The 20,396-nt window shown below is 26.6% G+C and carries 18 protein-coding genes and 1 other RNA gene; 15 read left to right on the top strand and 4 right to left on the bottom strand.

Translation table 11 applies throughout. From position 1 onward, the window contains the following. Nucleotides 1–506: 506 nt before the first annotated feature. Entirely contained in the window at nt 507–1,553 is a 1,047-nt protein-coding gene (locus EJJ37_RS06345; RefSeq protein WP_133014756.1) for a CotS family spore coat protein, read from the bottom strand. 162 nt (nt 1,554–1,715) lie between these two features. Here EJJ37_RS06345 and EJJ37_RS06340 point away from each other — a divergent pair, with 162 nt between their 5' ends. The 5 genes from EJJ37_RS06340 (at nt 1,716) to EJJ37_RS06320 (ending at nt 7,561) form a co-directional block, all read left to right on the top strand. Further along, the gene (locus tag EJJ37_RS06340; RefSeq protein ID WP_133014755.1) at nt 1,716–2,744 is read left to right on the top strand and encodes a deoxyguanosinetriphosphate triphosphohydrolase; all 1,029 of its coding nucleotides are present in this window, start codon (nt 1,716–1,718) and stop codon (nt 2,742–2,744) included. A gap of 226 nt (nt 2,745–2,970) precedes the next feature. Continuing rightward, nucleotides 2,971–4,755: a DNA primase gene (gene dnaG / locus EJJ37_RS06335; RefSeq protein WP_133014754.1), complete on the top strand. Its 1,785-nt coding sequence runs from the start codon at nt 2,971–2,973 to the stop codon at nt 4,753–4,755. Between the two features lie 8 nt (nt 4,756–4,763). Continuing rightward, a complete protein-coding gene (gene rpoD, locus EJJ37_RS06330) occupies nt 4,764–5,894 on the top strand; it encodes an RNA polymerase sigma factor RpoD (RefSeq protein ID WP_133014753.1) in 1,131 nt (376 codons plus the stop codon). 179 nt (nt 5,895–6,073) lie between these two features. Beyond that, nucleotides 6,074–6,766, top strand: a complete 693-nt coding sequence (locus EJJ37_RS06325; RefSeq protein ID WP_133014752.1) for a tRNA (adenine(22)-N(1))-methyltransferase — start codon at nt 6,074–6,076, stop codon at nt 6,764–6,766. A 9-nt stretch (nt 6,767–6,775) separates the two neighbouring features. Continuing rightward, nucleotides 6,776–7,561: a Nif3-like dinuclear metal center hexameric protein gene (locus EJJ37_RS06320; protein WP_133014751.1), complete on the top strand. Its 786-nt coding sequence runs from the start codon at nt 6,776–6,778 to the stop codon at nt 7,559–7,561. Between the two features lie 93 nt (nt 7,562–7,654). On the opposite strand, the gene rnpB is transcribed toward EJJ37_RS06320, so the two are convergent. Both rnpB and EJJ37_RS06310 read right to left on the bottom strand, forming a co-directional pair. Beyond that, an RNA gene (gene rnpB / locus EJJ37_RS06315) (RNase P RNA component class A) lies at nt 7,655–8,024 on the bottom strand. Between the two features lie 46 nt (nt 8,025–8,070). Beyond that, nucleotides 8,071–8,295, bottom strand: coding sequence for a hypothetical protein (locus tag EJJ37_RS06310; RefSeq protein WP_133014750.1), 225 nt, complete (start codon nt 8,293–8,295; stop codon nt 8,071–8,073). Between the two features lie 190 nt (nt 8,296–8,485). On the opposite strand from EJJ37_RS06310, the gene EJJ37_RS06305 reads away from it, so the two are divergent. Further along, nucleotides 8,486–9,145, top strand: a complete 660-nt coding sequence (locus EJJ37_RS06305) for a TVP38/TMEM64 family protein (protein WP_166484675.1) — start codon at nt 8,486–8,488, stop codon at nt 9,143–9,145. Between the two features lie 89 nt (nt 9,146–9,234). After that, the gene (locus EJJ37_RS06300; RefSeq protein ID WP_133014748.1) at nt 9,235–10,107 is read left to right on the top strand and encodes a hypothetical protein; all 873 of its coding nucleotides are present in this window, start codon (nt 9,235–9,237) and stop codon (nt 10,105–10,107) included. 71 nt (nt 10,108–10,178) lie between these two features. On the opposite strand, the gene EJJ37_RS06295 is transcribed toward EJJ37_RS06300, so the two are convergent. After that, nucleotides 10,179–11,729: a ClC family H(+)/Cl(-) exchange transporter gene (locus tag EJJ37_RS06295; RefSeq protein WP_133014747.1), complete on the bottom strand. Its 1,551-nt coding sequence runs from the start codon at nt 11,727–11,729 to the stop codon at nt 10,179–10,181. 135 nt (nt 11,730–11,864) lie between these two features. On the opposite strand from EJJ37_RS06295, the gene EJJ37_RS06290 reads away from it, so the two are divergent. The 8 genes from EJJ37_RS06290 (at nt 11,865) to EJJ37_RS06255 (ending at nt 20,352) form a co-directional block, all read left to right on the top strand. Next, nucleotides 11,865–13,880 (top strand): molybdopterin-dependent oxidoreductase, encoded by a 2,016-nt coding sequence (locus tag EJJ37_RS06290; protein WP_133014746.1) that lies wholly within the window; start codon nt 11,865–11,867, stop codon nt 13,878–13,880. A 145-nt stretch (nt 13,881–14,025) separates the two neighbouring features. Then, entirely contained in the window at nt 14,026–14,793 is a 768-nt protein-coding gene (locus EJJ37_RS06285) for a DUF2087 domain-containing protein (protein WP_133014745.1), read from the top strand. 30 nt (nt 14,794–14,823) lie between these two features. Then, the gene (locus EJJ37_RS06280) at nt 14,824–15,711 is read left to right on the top strand and encodes a GNAT family N-acetyltransferase (protein WP_133014744.1); all 888 of its coding nucleotides are present in this window, start codon (nt 14,824–14,826) and stop codon (nt 15,709–15,711) included. Nucleotides 15,712–15,879: 168 nt separating this feature from the next. Then, nucleotides 15,880–16,365 (top strand): thiol peroxidase, encoded by a 486-nt coding sequence (tpx, locus tag EJJ37_RS06275; protein ID WP_133014743.1) that lies wholly within the window; start codon nt 15,880–15,882, stop codon nt 16,363–16,365. Between the two features lie 24 nt (nt 16,366–16,389). Beyond that, nucleotides 16,390–16,701 (top strand): hypothetical protein, encoded by a 312-nt coding sequence (locus EJJ37_RS06270; RefSeq protein WP_243124845.1) that lies wholly within the window; start codon nt 16,390–16,392, stop codon nt 16,699–16,701. A 368-nt stretch (nt 16,702–17,069) separates the two neighbouring features. Continuing rightward, entirely contained in the window at nt 17,070–18,179 is a 1,110-nt protein-coding gene (locus EJJ37_RS06265; RefSeq protein WP_133014742.1) for an ABC transporter ATP-binding protein, read from the top strand. Nucleotides 18,180–18,204: 25 nt separating this feature from the next. Further along, complete coding sequence (locus tag EJJ37_RS06260; protein WP_133014741.1) at nt 18,205–19,164, top strand: PucR family transcriptional regulator; 960 nt, start codon at nt 18,205–18,207, stop codon at nt 19,162–19,164. A 225-nt stretch (nt 19,165–19,389) separates the two neighbouring features. Continuing rightward, nucleotides 19,390–20,352, top strand: a complete 963-nt coding sequence (locus tag EJJ37_RS06255; RefSeq protein WP_166484674.1) for a PucR family transcriptional regulator — start codon at nt 19,390–19,392, stop codon at nt 20,350–20,352. Nucleotides 20,353–20,396 lie beyond the last annotated feature (44 nt).

The following is a 20,396-nucleotide window of genomic DNA, read 5'->3' as shown; positions in this document are numbered from 1 at the left end:
AATTCTACGGCTTAATTTCAATGATACCTCCAAATAAATATTTCATTTTTTTCTTTTTACATGTGTTTGCTTATAACGCGCCACTTTATAGTTAATGTTTTGTGCTACAAATTTTTCTTATATTAAAGTTAATTTGTATATTAATATTCGTAGTTTATTTAAAAATATATATTTAGAAGTTAACAATTTAGTATATAAAATATAGCAGAAATCGTTAACTTTTAAGTTGGTTACCGCAGGAAATTGTATCTTTTAGCTTAAAAGCTAGTGATAGAGAAAAATTAATGATATTATCGGAAGGAATATTGTAATTGAGTTTTAGAATTTAATTGTTTTTGGAAGAAAAAGTCCGTTAAGAAGCTGAGGTAAACGATAGTGAACTTCGAAGCTTTAGGACTTTTTCTGGAAAAAATAATATAAATTCTTAACGAAAATTACACTAATTCCTGGAGGTAATATCATTAATTTTCGTCATCACGGTACTTAAGCTTTAACCAACAATTTAGTTAAAATTTGACGTTGTAGTAGGTTTCGAATATTTCGATCATGTTATTAATATAATCAAGTTGATCCGCTGATCTATCAAGGCCTTTAGTAAATAATGCAATAAAGGAATTCTTATTGCATTTATTTATGTTTTTATAATAATCTCTAGATATTTTCCAAAACTTTTGAGGGAAGGCTAAATAAGCTAAAATATATTTTAAATCAGAATCAGTTAAGTTATTAACCTTTAAATAAGTATTAATTATATCTACAGTTAGAGCCGGATTCCAATTTGTAGTAGATCTTTTTAGTAGTCTTCGTAAAAAGTAAGCTAAATCATGAGCACAATAATCTTTTTTGCATTTATCAAAATCTATTATCCAAACATCATTATTATTTATTAATATATTTTTATTTACGTAGTCACCATGACATAAAGATATATTTAAATTAGAATCATCTATTGAGGAAGCTATTTCAAGTGAAAGTTTTGCTAAAGATAAGTTACTATCTAAATTATTTAGATATAGTTTTGAAAATTTATCCTTATATGTTGACGCTAAATTTGCAGTTTCAAGAATATCGTTAAAATGTTTATTTATAGATAAATAGTAGTTTTCTAATCCAACTCTATTTGTGCTTCCTGGAATTGGTTTAAAGTTTTTTGAACATTTATGTAATTTAGCTAGAGTTTTAATTGAAAGCCTTATATCTGTAATGGAATCAAAATTGCATTTCTCACCTTCAACCCAAGGGTTTAATATAAATAACATATCTTCGTAATATATAAACCTATTATTATCTATAGAAGGCAATAACTTAGGAACCATTACATTGTTTCTATATAACCACTCCATTGCAGAGTAGACAAAAAGTAGATTTTCTTCATCATAGTAAACTTTTTTTAAACAATAATTTTTATTATTAGAAGTTACCTTAAAAACGGCTCTTTGTTTTTCTGTATCTTTAAACTTTACCATAGTAATATCAGCATCTTTCAAAAAAAATTTAGGTAATATATATTTTTTTATATTATCAATATCTATAAGCTTATTATCGTTACTCATTGTAAAACTCCTTGTATAAATTTCTTATTATAATAATATTATGAAAAACATATAAATATACATATGATAGAAATGAATTAGTATATAATACTTTATTATTAAATATATAAAATAGAGGTTTTTTGAGAAAGATATAGAATAAGTTATTTGGAGGTGAGATAAGTGAATATAAGAGAGAGAATAGAAAAAAATGAGAACTTGACATTAATTCCGGAGGCTATTCATAGCAATAAAAGTAGTGGAAGATTACTATATGAGGAGCCTGATAACATTAGGACATGTTTCATGGTAGATAGAGATAGAATAATTCATTGTAAATCTTTTAGAAGACTTAAACATAAAACTCAAGTATACATACGTACTTTTGGAGATCATTATAGAACTAGACTCACTCACACTCTAGAAGTAGCGCAAATAGCAAGAACCATTGGTGCAGGAATAGGCTTAAATGAGATGTTAATAGAAGCAATAGCTTTAGGGCATGATTTAGGACATGTAGCATTTGCGCATAATGGAGAAGAAGTACTTGATAGCTTTTTAGACAGTGGATTTAGGCATAATGAACAAAGTGTAAGAATAGTTGAAAAGTTAGAAAGAAATGGGAAAGGATTAAATTTAACAAAAGAAGTTATTGATGGCATATTAAATCACAGTGGATTAGGAAATAAAGATAATACTTCAAAAACATTAGAAGGTAGAATAGTTAAATATAGTGATAAAATAGCATATTTAAATCATGATATTGATGATTCGATTAGAGCAGGACTTTTAAGGGAAGAATATTTACCTAAAGAGGCTATTAGTGTTTTAGGAAATAGCCATTCTCAAAGAATTCAAGTTTTAGTTACAGATATGATAAATGAGACACAAAAAAATTTAAAAAATGGAATATATGATATAAAACAAAGTGATGAAGTTAAAGAAGCTATGATAGAGTTAAGAAAATATATGTTCTCGAATATATATTTAGGGAATGTATTAAAAGAGGAAAGGGAGAAGGCAAAGTTTATTTTAACTCATGTAATAGAATATTATTATAAACATAGTGAAGAATTACCAGAGTTATATCAAAGAATAGCAAGTGAAGAAGGTTTAAAAAGAGGTGTTGCAGATTATATTGCTGGAATGACGGATGATTATTGTCTTTCAACTTTTAATAAAATATATGTACCAAAGTTTGTAATATATTAGTAAAAAAGTTGTATAATACAAAAAAATTGGGAACAATAAATTTTGTAGAATAAAAAGGATTTTTACAAAAGAAATAGAATAAGTAATATTAGGGTAGAATTAAAATAGAAATCCAATAAGAGTGACATACTAAAATAAATTTAATTTAAAAAGCAAGAAGGAATTTATAATAATATGTCGAATTATATAGAATGGATAAATATTAGTATAGTAAGGAGGGATCTCCTTGCAGATTTCTGAAGAAATTTTAGAAAAGATAAAATCACAAAATGATATTGTTGATGTAATTTCAGAAAGGGTTAGGCTAAGGAAGTCAGGAAGAAACTTCACAGGACTATGCCCTTTTCATAATGAAAAGACACCATCTTTTTCAGTATCACAAGAAAAACAAATTTATAAATGTTTTGGATGTGGAGAGGCTGGAAATGTTATTTCTTTTGTGATGAAAGAAAAAAACTTACCTTTTATTGAAGCCGTAAAATATTTGGCAAATAGAGCCAATATTCCTTTAGAAATGAATAATGGAGAAAAAAGTAAATCAGCAAAGAAAAAGGATCTGCTATATAGGGTAAATGTTGAAGCAGCAAAATTTTTCTTTTCAAATCTTATGAATAATCAAAATGCAAAAGAATATTTTTTAAATAGAGGCATTAAGGAAGAAACAATTAAAAAGTTTGGTTTAGGCTTTGCTAATGATAGTTGGAATAGTTTAATGTTTTATTTAAGAAAAAAAGGTATTAATGATGTTTTATTAGAAGAAGCTGGACTTATTTCTGTAAATAAAGAAAAAGGTAGAAAGTATGATAGGTTTAGAAATAGAGTAATGTTCCCAGTATTTGATTATCAAGGAAGGGTAATTGGATTTGGTGGAAGAGTATTAGATGATTCAAAACCTAAATATTTAAATTCGCCAGAAACTTTAGTGTTTCAAAAAGGAACTAATTTATATGGTTTAAATTTTGCTTTAAAGCATAATATGAGTGAAAGGTATTTTGTAATTGTTGAAGGATATATGGATTTAATATCTTTACATCAATATGGTATTACTAATGTAGTAGCATCATTAGGAACTGCACTTACTATCAACCAAGCTAGACTGCTAAAAAGATATGCTGATAAAGTTATAATTTCATATGATGCAGATATGGCAGGACAAATGGCTACATTAAGAGGACTAGAAATATTAAGAACTGCTGGGTTCGATGTTAGAGTGTTAAATATTCCACAAGGTAAAGATCCAGATGAGTATGTGCGTAGTAATGGAAAAGAAGCATTTTTAAAATTGATTAATTCTGCAGAGCCTTTAATTGATTATAGAATGAAAAAAGCTGAAGAAGGAATTGATTTTAAAAACAGTCAATCTTTAATATTATATGCAAAAAGAATAATGGAAATTATTTCAGATTTGGATCCTGTGGAAAAAGATGTTTATATAAAAAAAGCATCTGAAAATACTGGTATAAAAGAACAAACTTTATATGATATTCTCAAAAGTAAGATGAAAGGCAATAGAGAAAATAATTTTAGGAATAATAAGGAAGAAGATAGGTCAAAATTATATGTAGAACCAGGATTTTTAAAGGCAGAAAGATCAATTTTGAAAATTATGTTAGAAAATAAGGAGTATCTACAGTATATAGAGGAAAGAATATCAGAAAACGACTTTATTTTGCTAGAACATAAAGAAATTTTCACTGTTATTATGTTGGCTAAAGGGGAAAATATAAATAATATAGATTCATTTATAGAGTCAAAGCTAAATAATACAAAATCTATTGGAGAATTAGTCAAAATTAGAGAAGAGAATATATTCTTTGCTGATGATGTTAAAGTTCAAATTAATGATTTCATTAATGAAATACATTCATATAAATTAAAGCAAAGGATAGATCAACTAAGAAAAGAACAAAAAGAGCTTGAAAATCAAGGTAAAATTGAAGAATCTATAAAATTAGCTATAGAGTTAGCAAGTATTACTAAAAAGTTGAAAGAAAGCAAGAGAGTATTATAGTTGGTCATATAACGAAAGGAGGTAGTCAGCTAGTGGAAGAAAAAACAAAAGTAAATAAGAATAAGCCTAAGGATAGTCAAGATAGAAATAGTAGAATGAATATTGTTAAGAATCTACTTGATAAAGGTAAAAAGAATGGGGTATTAACATATCAAGAAATATTAGATGAAGTAGAAAATATAGATCTAAGCCCAGAGCAAATTGAAAAAATCTATGAAGTTTTAGAATCAATGGGAATAGAAGTTCAAGGTGCTGCTAATGATATTGACATCGTTGAAGAGGAAATAGATTTATCAGTACCAGAGGGAATTGCAATTGATGACCCTGTTAGAATGTACTTAAAGGAAATAGGAAAGGTACCTCTATTATCTTCTGAAGAAGAAATGGAGCTTGCAAAACAAATTGAGGAAGGAAGTCAGTACGCTAAGAAAAAGCTTGCTGAAGCAAACCTTAGACTTGTTGTAAGTATAGCTAAAAGATATGTTGGTAGAGGAATGTTATTCTTAGACTTAATTCAAGAAGGAAATCTTGGCTTAATAAAAGCTGTAGAAAAGTTTGATTTTAGAAAGGGATTTAAATTTTCAACTTATGCTACATGGTGGATAAGACAAGCGATTACAAGAGCCATAGCTGATCAGGCTAGAACTATTAGAATACCGGTTCATATGGTAGAAACAATAAACAAATTAATAAGAGTACAAAGACAATTATTACAAGAGTTAGGAAGAGATCCATTCCCAGAAGAAATTTCTAAAGTAATGGATTTACCAGTGGAAAAGGTTAGAGAAATTCAAAAAATAGCACAAGAGCCTGTTTCTTTAGAAACACCTATAGGAGAGGAAGAAGATTCTCATTTAGGAGATTTTATTCCAGATGATGACGCACCTGCACCAGCAGAAGCAGCAGCATTTACAATGCTAAAAGAACAATTAATAAATGTATTAGACACTCTAACTCCAAGAGAAGAAAAAGTACTAAGATTAAGATTTGGTTTAGATGATGGAAGAGCTAGAACTCTTGAAGAAGTTGGTAAAGAATTTAATGTAACAAGAGAGAGAATTAGACAAATTGAAGCTAAAGCATTGAGAAAGCTTAGACACCCATCTAGAAGTAAGAAACTAAAAGATTACTTAGATTAGTGAATTAGCACCAACATTGGTGCTAATTTTTGCATTAGATAGGATATATTAATTAAATAAATTTTATAAAATAACATAACTTAATAGGGTAAATATAAATATAGAAAATAATAATTATATAAGTGTTATTTTTATTTAATAGCAAAAGATAAATAATTATAATATTAGAGGTAGTTAAAATGGATGTTAGCAAAAGAATTGAATTTATAATCGAAAATTTAGAAAAAGTTGATACAATTGCAGATATAGGTACTGATCATGGATATGTTCCTTTAATAGCACTAGAAAGAGAACTTTGTGAAAAGGCAATTGCTTGTGATATTAATAAGGATCCGTTAGATAAGGCAAGACTTAATGCTATTTTAGAAGGGGTTGGAGATGAACTTGAATTTAGATTAGGTGGAGGATTTGAACCGCTTAATTTAAATGAAGCAAATGAAGTTGTTATAGCTGGAATGGGAGGAAATTTAATAAGAGATATATTAGAAGCTGATATAGAAAAAGTAAAAGCAGTTGATTATTTAATTTTAGTGCCAGCTCAAAACCCAGAGGTATTAAGAGAATATTTATATACAAATAATTATGAGATTATAAAAGAAGATTTATGTTTTGATGAAGGAATATATTATGAATTATTTAAAGTAAGAAGTGCTGAAGGAAATGCAACTGAATTAGATAGCATATACTATGAAATAAGTCCTATATTATTAAGAAGTAGAAATCCATTAATGAAAGATTATCTACAATTTAAGTTAGATGAATATAATAGAATTTTAGGGTTTATAACAGAAGCTACTGTAAGTGCAAATAAGAGAAGAGAAGAGATAAAAGAAAAGATAAGTATAATTACTTCCATGTTAAATTATTTGTAAGGTGATTTTATGAGAATAGTAAATGATATAATTAAAGAAATGGAATCTTTAGCTCCAAGTTATTTAAAGGAAGACTTTGATAATGTAGGATTAATGGTAGGTGACAGAAATAAAGCTGTTAATAAAGTATTATTAGCTTTAGACTGTACATTGAAGGTTATAGAAGAAGCTAAGAGAGAAGATGTTGATTTAATAATAACTCATCATCCTTTAATTTTTAGAAAACCAAGCAATATAACTACGGATACGCTACAGGGGAAAAAGATTATAGAACTTATAAAAAATGATATTTCCTTATATTCAAGTCATACTAATTTAGATTCTGTTGAAAATGGTTTAAATCATACTATAGTTTCTATATTAGGATTTGAAGAGTCTAGTTTACTAGAAAAGAATAAAAATGTAAGTAGTGCAGGGCTTGGTAGAGTAGTAAAGTTAGATAAAGAAATTAAATTACAAAACTTAATAGAACAAGTTAAAAGAAAATTAAATATAAGTAATTTAAGAGTTGTTAAAGGTAATGATACAGTTTCTAAAATTGCTATAATAAATGGTAGTGGTCAAGATTTTATAGCTAAGGCTATGAAAGTAGGCGTAGATACAGTGATTACTGGAGATACTACATATCATTTTGCTTCTGATTATAAAGAAATGGGTATAAATATACTTGATGTTGGTCATTTTTCATCAGAGCAAATTGTATTCTTTAATGTTATGAAGCAAATAGAGAGTAAATTTAATGATATAGTATTTATAGAATCAAAGGTTGAAGAAGATCCATTTACATTTGAATAAAAAGTAATAGAAAATAAAACACTAGATATTATTTAGTGTTTTATTTTTTATTAAAAAAAGAAAAACATTAGGCTTAAACCTAATGTTTTTCATGTTGCGAGATGATCCGTAAGCGGAGTTCTGTATTAAGCAATCATCTATCTAGGCTTACTGTTGCCAGCAAGCTCAAGCGACACACCACATGGCGGGACGGGCAATCCCATAATGCCATTACTCGGTCTTGCTCCAGGTGGGGTTTACATAGCCATGATGTCACCACCATGCTGGTGAGCTCTTACCTCGCCTTTCCACCCTTACCAGTCACAAAAGTGAACTCAGTTAAATAATATAACTTCTGGCGGTATATCTCTGTTGCACTATCCTTCAAGTCGCCTTGACTGGCCGTTAACCAGCACCCTGCCCTATGGAGCTCCGACTTTCCTCTCCTAGCTTAAAAGCTAGCAGCGATTGCATGTATCACTCGCAGAATTTATAATAACATATATTTTTAAATATTACAAATAGTTTTTTTAAACAAAGGATAAAATAATAAACAACATTATAATTATTATCCAGCTATAGATGCCTATTCCAGAAAATAATAAAGTTATTCCTATAAGTATTAATATGCATATACGTGCTTTAGGATTAGGACATGATGGTTGCTTAGGTTTTGCTGAGGGGGTTTTAATGGCACATATTATATCATTAACAGTTTCTCTAAAGACTTTACCCCAATCTGTTTTTTTTGACATTCTTTCAACTCCAGAAATTATTATTATTATAATATATGCATTTATAATAAGATAAAGTAATAAAATTTCGAGTATATATTCTAGGAAGAGTGAAGGAAAATTAATAGAAAGTTAATAGAATTAATGTAAATTGTACAATTTTTTATTTTATAATAAATTAGAAGTTAACACAGAAATGGAGAAAGATAAAATGAAAAATAAAAAAATACTTTATAGTAGTATAGCAGTTGTAATAATAATTGTTATGACTTTGTGTATATTTTTATTTAAAGATAATATAACTGTAGATTTTAGTATAGAGAATTTAAGGGGATGGATTGAGGGTAAAAAATTTGCAGAAATATTTTTTATATTAATTTGGTCTTTGCGATTAGTATTATTTATACCGGGATTAACATTGATGGTATTAGGAGGATTGATTTTTGAACCACAAAAGGCATTTATTCTTTCATTAGTAGGAGTTGTTTTAAGTGACATATTAGTCTTTTTATTAGCGAAAAGTAAAGTGTTAGGTGGAATAAGAAATAAAATATCGTTAAAATACCCAGAAATAATAAGTATGATAGAAAGCTATAGTTATAAGATATTGGGAGTAGGAGTTTTGTGTCCAGTAGCGCCTACTGATGTAATAGTATTTTTATCATCATATGTTGGAATGAAGTTTAGCAAGTTTTTATTAATATTTATTACTGCTAATATACCTGCATTATTTTTATATAGTTATTTAGGTGAAAGCTTTCAAGAATCAAGTATAAATACTATATTTATAGTGATTACATTAGCTATTAGTGCGGTATTATCTATAAGATTATGGAATGATTTAAGAAGAAAAACAGTAAGTGATAGTTAGAAAGTAAATTGTAAATATAAAAAATAAAGTCTCACTAATAATTAAAAAAGTATATAATAAAATATGAACATAGGATAAGGAGAGAATAAGTGAGACATAGTAGGTCATTTAAAAAAAAGAATATTGATTTGGAAAATGATAATGATAATGAAAAAGAAAGATATTTTGAGCTTAGTGAAGATGACTTAAGAGAGTTATCACTATTAAATAGTGCATTAATTTCAATATATTTATTTATAATGTCAGATATAATATTTTATGATTCTACTATTAATGCAATTGAAAATATAGTTAACAAAAAGGATAATCAAAGAATAATTGCGGAAGTAGAAGCAATTGAATCTGGTTACTTAGAACTAATATCAAAGTTAATATTAATAAATGTTGATATATCTAGATATAATCATTTATATAAAAAATTTATAAATGGGAAAAAAGAAGATCTATTAAAACCAGAGTTAGATATAACAATAGGAGATGGATTTCAAGTATTAACATACTTTTTTATTGTCATTGGATTTGTAGGGACTTATAAAGTAAATAAGATTAAAAATATTTCTATAGATGCTAGCAAAGAATTAGTATTATTGCTCTCACAGTTAGATGCCATAAATATAAGGTTTTATGCAGATTATCTTGCATATATAAGTATTTTAGAGAGTATACAACTAGTTTGCAATAAATACCAAAAGGACAAAAATATAAAAGTAAATCCTGATATTCCTGCAATTCAATCTGCCATTTGTTATTTTTTATCTAGAGTTATACTTGCTAATGTAGCTTTTACTAGATACGATGAATTATATAAGAAATATGGAAAAACACAGTATAGGGATTTATTGCAACCTAATGTAGCTATAAATGTTGGAAATGTTTTTGGTGTAATAGGATGTATTTATATATTATTAGGTTTGATGGAACGTTATGAGAGAAATATTAATGGTCCTATATTTGGTATATAAAATTAAAAGAGGGAACTCAAAAATTAATATTAAATATTGGTATTTTGAGTTAACCTCTTTTTATTTAAAAGTTATTCTACAGTTGTTAATGAATCCATTAGTTCTCTAACTTTCCATTCATCTTTTAAGTCTGTCATTGTTAATATTGTATCACCAGCTCTAATAATTGTATTACCTTTTGGTACTATAGAATCTTCACCACGTTTAATAGATACTATAAGTGTATTTTCAGGCAAATTAAGAGAACTTAATGTAGTTTTTTCTATTTTTGAACCAAAATGTACTACGTTAGTTATAATCAATTTTTTATTACTATGACTATGATATTCATTAATATTATTTTTAAGTAGAAGATTTTCCAGTAGAGAATCATATATAGGAGCACTTTTTAATAAATCTGCAACTATATATGCTATTATTGAAACTATTGTAAGAGATAATAAATGGGTAAATGAACCAGTCATTTCAGTTATTAATATTATTCCAGTTATAGGAGCACGAACTATTGCAGTAAAATATCCTGCCATAGATAAAATTATAAAATTATTAAAAAGCTCAGGTTTAATTCCAAGATAATTTATTGCAATATACCCAAAAACAGCTCCAAAAGTTCCTCCTATTATAAGAAGAGGAAAAAATATACCTCCAGGTGCACCAGAACCAAAGCTTATCATCGAAAATAAAAATTTAGCAACTAAAATTAATAATAAAAGGCTTAAAGTTGTACTAAGATTAAGTTCATCTATAACTGCATGACCGCCACATAAAACAACTGGAAATAGTAGCCCTAATATTCCTGCAAGTAAGAATGGAATCATTAATTTAGTTGATGTGGAGCATTTTAATTTAGCATATAAATTCTGAGTCTTTAATGTAAACCAATTATAAAAAGCGCCAAATACACCTAATAAGATACCTAAAATTAATAAAAGCCAATAATTTTTTAATGGAATTGGTGTTGTGTCAGTAAAGTGGAATACTGGATCGAGCCCAAAAAATTGTTTAGAAATAAAATCAGCAGCTACGGCAGAAGTTATTGTTGCTAATAATACTAATGGAGAGAAATACTTATATATTTCTTCTAATGAGAATAATACCCCAGATAAAGGTGCATTGAAAGCAGCAGCTAAACCAGCGGTAGCTCCACTACTTATTAGGAGTCTTCTTTCTAATCTAGTACTATTAAACTTTTTACTTACTATGTCACCAGCACAAGCTCCAAGTTGAACTGAGGGACCTTCTCTTCCTAATGATAATCCAGAGATAATTGATAGAGTTCCACCTATAAATTTGTTAATAAGTATAGATAAAGGTCTGTTTTTTAAGTATCCACCCATAATACCTTTAACTTGAGGTATTCCACTACCACCAATATAGGGTTCTTTATCTATAAGTTTTCCAACTATAAAGGCTAGAGTTATTAGAATAATAAACCAAATTGGTATAACATACTTATGAGTTTTAATATAACTGTAAATAAAGAATGCAAAATCTTCAGCATATGATAAGGCAAACCTATATAGTACAACTATAAATGATGTTATTATACCAACTAAAAGACCTTTTAAAACTAGTTTTACATTCCTTTCTTCTACATGAGTAATTACATCGAAGTTTTTCATTTTGTTATCACCTCAAAAGATAGTATATTAATAGTATAGCTTTTTTATAAAATATAGGAAAGTATAAGTATAGGAGAAAAATAATATATAATTAAATGATATAATAGAATAAAGATTAGTAGCAGGGGGATAAAAATGAGGAAGTTAAGTCATGGATGTACATTAGATTGTGCTGATTGTTGTAAGTTTAATGTTTATGTAGAAGATAATAAAATTATTAAAATTGAAGGTGATAAAGATCATCCTTATACAAAAGGATTTATATGTAAAAAAGGTTTAGCTCATTTAGATAGATTAAATCATAAAGATAGAATATATAAACCACTTTTAAAAGAAGAGGGACAGTGGAAAGAGATATCTTTTAATGAAGCTATAGATATTATGGCTGAAAAATTAAATTTATATAAAAAAGAATTTGGGAATAAATCTATTCTTTATTATGAACAGTATGGAAATGGCTCTCTTTTAAAAAGTATTGGAGAAAAATTTTTAAACTTTTATGGTGGAGCAAGTTTCTCTAAAGGAGGACCATGTTGGAGTGCTGGAATTGCAGCTCAAAAATTAGATTTTGGTGAATCTAAAAGCCATTCATTAGAAGATATGTTAAATAGTAAAAATATTTTTGTCTGGGGGAAAAATCCAGCTAATACTACAATACATACTATGCAAATGATTAGAAAGGCAAAGGCAAATGGAAGTAAAATTATAGTTATAGATCCAATTGAAACGGCAAGTGCTAAATTAGCAGATATATATATAAGAGTTAATGTAAATGGAGATTTACCATTAGCTCTTGCTATGGCAAAAGTAATAATAGATGAAAATAGTTATGATCAAGAGTATATTGATAAATTTGTTAATGGATTTGATGATTATAAGAAGTATGTATTATCATTAAAAATGGAAGACTTAAGTGATGCTAGTGGAGTAGCTATAGAGGATATTATAAAATTAGCAAAATTATATGGTGAAAAATATTCTACTATACTATTAGGTTTTGGGATGCAGAAGTATAAAAATGGAGGAAATACTATTAGAGCAATAGATGCATTAGGGGCTATTACAGGACAAATAGGATTTAGTGGTGGTGGAATAAATTATGCCAATAAAGTATATCCTAAGATATTGAACTCAGATCCTTATAATAGTGAAAACTTTGCAAATAATAGATATTTTTATACTAATGAAATAAGTGATTTTATAGATAGTTGTAATAATGGAAAAACATATTATAAAGATAGTATTTTTATAAATGATAATAATATTAATAATAGTATTGAACTTGATATACCAATAAAAATGGCAATAATCACAAAAAGCAATATTTTAAATCAGCTTGCAAATTTAAATAAATTAAAGGAAAGCTTATCTAAAGTTGAATTTAAGGTTTGTTTTGATATGTTTATGACTGATACAGCTAAAGAATGTGATTTGTTTATTCCTACAACAAATACATTAGAAAGTGAAGATTTATTATTTAGTTCGATGATGAATCCATATTTAGTTTATAATGAAAAGTTAGTAGATATTGATGAAAAGTTAATGGATGAGTATTATTTCTTTATGGAATTAGCAAAAAGACTAAACATAAATGAATATCCTTTCGTAGATAAAAAATCTTATTTAGAAAAAGTAATAGAACCGTTAAATGATAAATTTAAAAATATTAGCTTAGACTTTATTAAAGATAATTATATTACTATTCACAATAGTATTGCATGGGAAGATAAGAAGTTCCTAACTAACAGTGGTAAGTTTGAGATATTAAAATGTGATGGATTAAAATATAAAAGAAATGATTTAGATAAAATAAAAGAAGAAAAACTTTTTAGGTTATTAACTAACCATGGAAAAGATAGTTTATCAAGTCAACATTTTATGGATGAAGTTAATATTTCAAAAGCTTATATAAATAGTAGAATGGCAAATGAATTAGAGCTACAAGGAAATGAAGTAGTAACTTTAAAATCAAATAATGGACAAATAAAGGTTCAAATTGTAATAGATGATTCTATTAGTAATTATGTTGTAATGATGTATGTAGGTTGGTGGAAAAAGCATGGGAATCCTAATTACCTTACTAATAGTGGTGCATCTGATATAGGTGGACAAATAACTTATAATGAGACTTTTGTAAATATAATAAAATAATATTTTAAAGACTAGGTTAACTAGTCTTTATTTTTTAGGATAAGCACTTAAAAACAAACATAACAATAAAAAGTTTATAAATAAATAGACATAAATTGAATATATCTATATAATATTATTAATGAAGTAAAAGGGGTTGAAGAAAATGAGTAATAATAAAAATGAGTTTTGGAATACAAGTATAGAAAACATTAAGAATGGATATGTAGAAAGTAAAGAGCATTATAAATGTTTAATTTGTGATGAAGTATTTATAAAAGGAAGGATTTATGATATAGATTCATATTTATATGATGCAAAGAAGGCAATAGAACTTCATATAAAAAATACTCATAATTCTATGTTAGATTATTTATTAAATATGAATACATCATATACAGGAATAACAGAAGTGCAAAGAGAGTTAATACTTTTAATTACACAAGGGTTAAATGATAAAGAAATAGCAAGTAAATTAGGTGTTGTTGCATCTACAGTAAGAAATCATAGATATAAATTGAGAGAAAAAGAAAAACAGGCAAAGCTATTTTTAGCTATGATGGATTTATTATCTGAAAATACAAGTAAGAGTATTTCTAAAATGGATAATGAGGAGATATGTGATGCTCATAATAGTGCGACTACTTTAGATGATAGATATAATATTACAGATAAAGAAAAGATTCAAACAATTAAAAATTATATGACTGAAGAAGGAGCTCTTAAAAATTTCCCTTCTAAGGAAAAAAAGAAAATTATAATATTAGAGGAAATAATGAAGAATTTTTCAAAGAGAAAAATTTATTCAGAAAAAGATATAAATAAAATATTAAAAAGAATATATGATGATAATGCAACTATAAGAAGATATTTAATTGAATATGGCTTTTTCGATAGATCAAAAGATTGTAGTAAATATTGGGTGAAAGAGTAGTTATAAGGTATTTAAAAGGGTGTAATAAATATGGGGAAAACTTTAATAAAAAATAAATACAAAAAATATACTGAAATGAATAACTTTGAAAAACAGTTAGCATTTAAGTTTATTAATATCAATAATAAAGATATCACTTCAATAGATAAGCTTGATGAGATGTTCTGTGGAAAAATATATGATAAAGGTAATGGAGTAATATTTTGTTTTAATAATAAAGAGATAATAGGAAAAGTTGCAGTAGTATTAGAATGTGTAGAGCCATTAAAAACTTCATTTATACATGGAATAGAAGTGAAAGAAGAACTTAAGGATAATATAGATATTCTAATAGGGTTAATTGATGAAGGTAAGAATATTGCCATAGAATACGGAGCAAAAAATATTAAGCTAGGAATAAGAGATGAAAAAATATTAATGACTCTAAAAAAGATAGGAATTAGTACAGTATATTGTGCAATTAAAATGAATTTAGGTGATAGAAGCATAAAAGAAAAAACCTTAAATTTAGAAAAGTTAACAAAAGAAAATTCAAAAAAATATAAGGAAGTTTTTAATGATTCATTTAGCGATATGCCTCATGGTACTTGGTTAGATGATGAAAAACTTAATGAATATCTAAATTGTGAAGAGGAAAATAAATATTACTTCATAGTTAATAATGGGAATGAAACAATAGGTTTTATGAATTCTGTAATAGAAAATGAGGAAGGGATATTTGATATTGGATTATGTAAAGAATATAGGAGTAAAGGGTTTGGTAAAAGACTTTTAGAAACTGCTATACACTTTTTAAATAGTAAAAATGTTGAGAAAATATCATTAATAGTAATTGAAAAAAACAAGGTTGCACATGAAATGTACAAAAAGAGAGGATTTTCTAAAGAGAATATCATAAGTTATTGGATTGAATTATAATAAATGTAAAATAAAAGCCAAAGATGTAAGTATGACATTTTTGGCTTTTATTTATTATAAACAGAACTAATTAAAATTAGTAATCTGGGGAAATATATTAATGTATCATTTAAGTGAGATTATAGATTGAAATTTAGTTAATCGAACTTTATAGAAGGAGGGAACCAAATGAAAATAACATTCAATGGGGATCCAATTACTCTTGTGGAGAATCAAGTAAAAGTTGGAGATACTGCACCAGACTTTTTAGTTGTGGATAATACTTTAAAGGATTTAACACTAAGTGATACAAAGGGAAAAAGAATATTTGTAACAGTACCATCATTAGATACTTCAGTTTGTGATATGGAAGTAAGAAAGTTTAATGAAGAGGCCTCAAAGCTTGATGATGTTACAGTTTATGTAGTATCTATGGATTTACCTTTTGCACAAGTAAGATGGTGTGGAAATGCTGGAGTAGATAGAGTAAAAACAGTCTCAGACTATAAGCAAAAAAGCTTTGGTAAAAATTACGGAGCACTAATTGAAGAATTTTGTTTTTTGACAAGAGCTATATTTGTAGTAGATGAAAACAATAAAATTACATACGTTGAATATTGCAAAGATGTTATAAATGAACCAGATTATGAAAGTGCTTTAAATGCTGTAAAATAAATTTTATTGTAAGGAGAGATAACAATGAGCATAAAAGAGAGAATAGATGAAATGAAGATACACCATGAAGAAAGAAAAGAAGAAAGACATGAAAGACATGAAGAAAAGAAATTTGCTCATGAAATAAAGCATCAAATGAAGGAAGAAGTAAAAGCTGAAAGAAGAGAAGAAAGACATGAACAGCATGAATTAAATAAAGAAAATAGAGAGTTAAATCATGAAGCAAAGCATCAATTAAAACAAGAAAAAAAGGATTATAAAGAAGAAGAAAAAGGTGCAAAAAAGATGGCCAAAGAAATAGATAATGATATAAGGGAATTAGAAAAAAGAAGATAGAAAAGAACAAAAAGAGTTTGCAAAACAATTAAAAAAGCAAATGGAGAAGGAAAATTATTAATTATATAATAGTTAATATTAAAATAATTTAGTAACTCATAAGAAGTGGTTTAAAAAGTTATATTAGATAAGGATAAATGTAACTTAATCTTAAACTTATTTCTTATGAGTTGTTTTTTTGAAAGAATTTATTATTTAATAAGTAGAAGTTATCTAAAAATTTATAGTATAATATAGATATAAATTCTTTATTTAGATAATATTACAAAAAATAGGTTTCATATTTGGAAATATTACATATAGATGAAAACAGTTACAAAGTGTACAATAAATATATCAAGTGAAGTTAATTTATGGGAGGAATAAAAATGGCAAATTTATCATTACAACATATTTATAAAATATATCCAGGTGACGTAACAGCAGTTAAGGATTTTAATTTAGAAATTGAAGATAAGGAATTTATTGTGTTCGTTGGACCTTCAGGATGTGGTAAATCAACAACATTAAGAATGATTGCAGGTCTTGAGGATATATCAAAAGGGGAATTATATATTGGGGACAAGCTAGTAAATGACGTAGAACCTAAAGAAAGAGATATAGCAATGGTATTCCAAAACTATGCTTTATATCCACACATGACAGTTTTTGATAACATGGCATTTGCTTTAAAATTAAGAAAGGTTCCAAAAGCTGAAATAGAACAAAAGGTTACAGAAGCAGCAAAGATTCTAGATATTGAACATTTATTAAAGAGAAAACCAAAAGCTTTATCTGGAGGACAAAGACAAAGAGTTGCTTTAGGAAGAGCTATTGTTAGACATCCAAAGGTATTCTTAATGGACGAGCCTTTATCAAACTTAGATGCTAAATTAAGAGTTCAAATGAGAACTGAAATTATAAAGCTATATAGAAAATTACAAACTACATTTATATATGTAACACATGACCAAGTAGAAGCTATGACAATGGGTACTAGAATAGTTGTTATGAAAGATGGTGTTATTCAACAAGTTGATTCACCACAAAACATTTATAATTACCCTGCAAATCTTTTCGTTGCTGGATTTATAGGAAGTCCACAAATGAACTTCTTAGAGGGTAAAGTTGAAAAAGAAGGTAATGAAGTTGTTGCAGTATTTGGTGATAACAAAATAGTATTCCCTAAAGAAAAGGCTGAAACTTTAGTTAAAGAAGGATATATTGGAAAGACTGTAACATTTGGTATAAGACCAGAACATTTAAGTGATGATGCAGAGCTTATTGAAGCAAATCCAAATAGTATAGTTAAAGGAAAAGTTGAAGTGATAGAACTTATGGGAGCAGAAAGTTACATTTATACTAGATGTGGAAAAGATCCATTAAATGTAAGAGTTGAAGGAACAACTAACTTAAAGATTGGAGAAGTTGCAAAACTTCATTTAAGAGCAGAAAAGTTACATGTATTTGATAAAGAAACAGAAATAAGAATCGTATAATAATTAACTTTCTGGGGGAGATATTGTGAAGTGTATTGAGAAGCTGGTAAATGAAATATATATTAGTTGTAAAATACCCTTCCAATTAATAATTAATGAAGTAGGAGAATTTTCTACACCGAAATTTGATTTAGTACAAGATTGTATAGAAAAACATTTTTGTTATGATAACACTGTGTGCTCCATAAGGATAGATGTAGCACACAGTGTTACAATTGATTTATTACAGTTTTGTATAGAGGAAAAATTAAAGGATGTATATTTAAGTAGAAATAGTATAATTTCATTATTATTAACTGGTAAGGAAGTAGAGGATGGAGTAATAAAAGCAAGTTGGCCAGTTATTACAAGAGAGTTTAACTTAATTAATATATATGTAGATAATTATAGTGATGAATTATTATCATATATTAAGCAAGGCTATTTAGATAGTGATATTGAAATATTATTTTATAAGGGTAGTATACTTATGATCGGCAGCTTTGAAGATGTATTAGAGCATGCACAAAGTATAAAAGATACAATAGAAAGTATAGTATCAGGAAAATGTTACATAAGTTATTGTGAAGTTGATAATTATTTCAATTTGAAAAAATATTATGAAGATACGTATTATAAAATTGAATTAGCAATTAAATATAATATTATTGAAAGTATCTTTGATGCAAATAGACTTATATTAGAAGGGATAATAGATTCTGTATCAGATAAAATGAAACAGGATATTTATGATAAATTTAAAAATGGTATATCAAAATTAGATAATGAAATGATCAGAACTATGGAAGTGTTTTTTAAATGCGGATTAAACATAAGTGAAGCAGCAAAAGAATTATACATTCATAGAAACACTTTAATATATAGATTAGATAAAATTCAAAAGTATACCAATTATGATATAAGAGATTTTAATGAAGCAGTATTATTAAAAATAATTTTCTTTATTTGGAAAGAAAAAAATGAAAAAAATGAAAAAAATACTTGAAAATGTTTTCAAAGTAGTATATAATTGTATTGGAAACGATACCGACACACTTAAGCAAAGAAGAAATTTTCCATATTTCTTCAATTTCTACCAAGATTTTTAGTACTGAAATCTTGGTAGAAAAAATTTTTCAAAAAAAACGGAAACGATACCGGAAATATATTTATTTTGAAGGAATTTTATTATATAATATTAGTATAAATATGGTTTTTTAGGGGGTATATGGTGAACTTTATAGATCGGATGGGAAATGATGTATACTACGAGTTTAAAATAGAATTTCAAGTAATTATAGATGGAGTAGGGGTATATTCTTCTCCAGAATTTAAAATTCAAAAAAAGTATATTAGAAAAAAATTAGAGTACAGGGGGATTAAGTACACTATAGTAACAGATGAAAAGTATATGAATGTTATTAATTCATTAAAACATTTTTTTGAAAATAGACTTAATGAAATAACAATTAAGAAAGGGGCTTTAATAATTTCTTTATTAGATGGAAAAAAAATTGAGAGTGAAATTGTTAATATAGTTTGGCCAGAAATAAATAAATCATTTAAAATAATAAATATTTATTTAAGCGAATATTCTAGCAAAATTTACGAGTGTATAAAAGATGAATATTTGAATAGCGGAATTGAAGTTATATCTTATAGGAATAATATACTTGTAATTGGAAGTATTGAGGATGCTTTAAAAGATTCAGAGATAATTAAAGAAAAAATAAATAATTTATATTGGAACAGTCATTATATAACCTATTGTGATGTTTATAATTATACTGATTTAAAGAAAGCTTATGATAAAACTTTGGAAGAGCTACAATTAGCAGTTAAATATGACAGTAAAGAAACAATATGTGATGAAAAAAAGCTTATATTAGAGGGGTTAATAGATTCTATATCAGAAGATATGAAAAGTAAAATAGCTGATGATTTTAATTCTAAAATAGCTAAACTAGATAATGAAATGATACGGACAATAGAAGTTTTCTTTGAATGTGGGTTAAATTTAAGTGAATCTGCAAAGGCATTATATATTCATAGAAATACATTAATATATAGATTAGATAAAATACAAAAGGTGACATCTTATGATATAAGAGAATTTAATAATGCAATGATATTTAAAATAATTTTTTTATATATTGGAAGAAAAAAAAGTAATTTAACTGTTGAAAAAGTATAATGGATAAGATACAATTATATGGAAACGGTACCGAAAATTGATAA

Source organism: Clostridium cuniculi (assembly GCF_004353185.1).
Classification (GTDB): Bacteria; Bacillota; Clostridia; order Clostridiales; family Clostridiaceae; genus Clostridium; species Clostridium cuniculi.
This window is presented reverse-complemented; position numbering and strand designations above follow the sequence as displayed.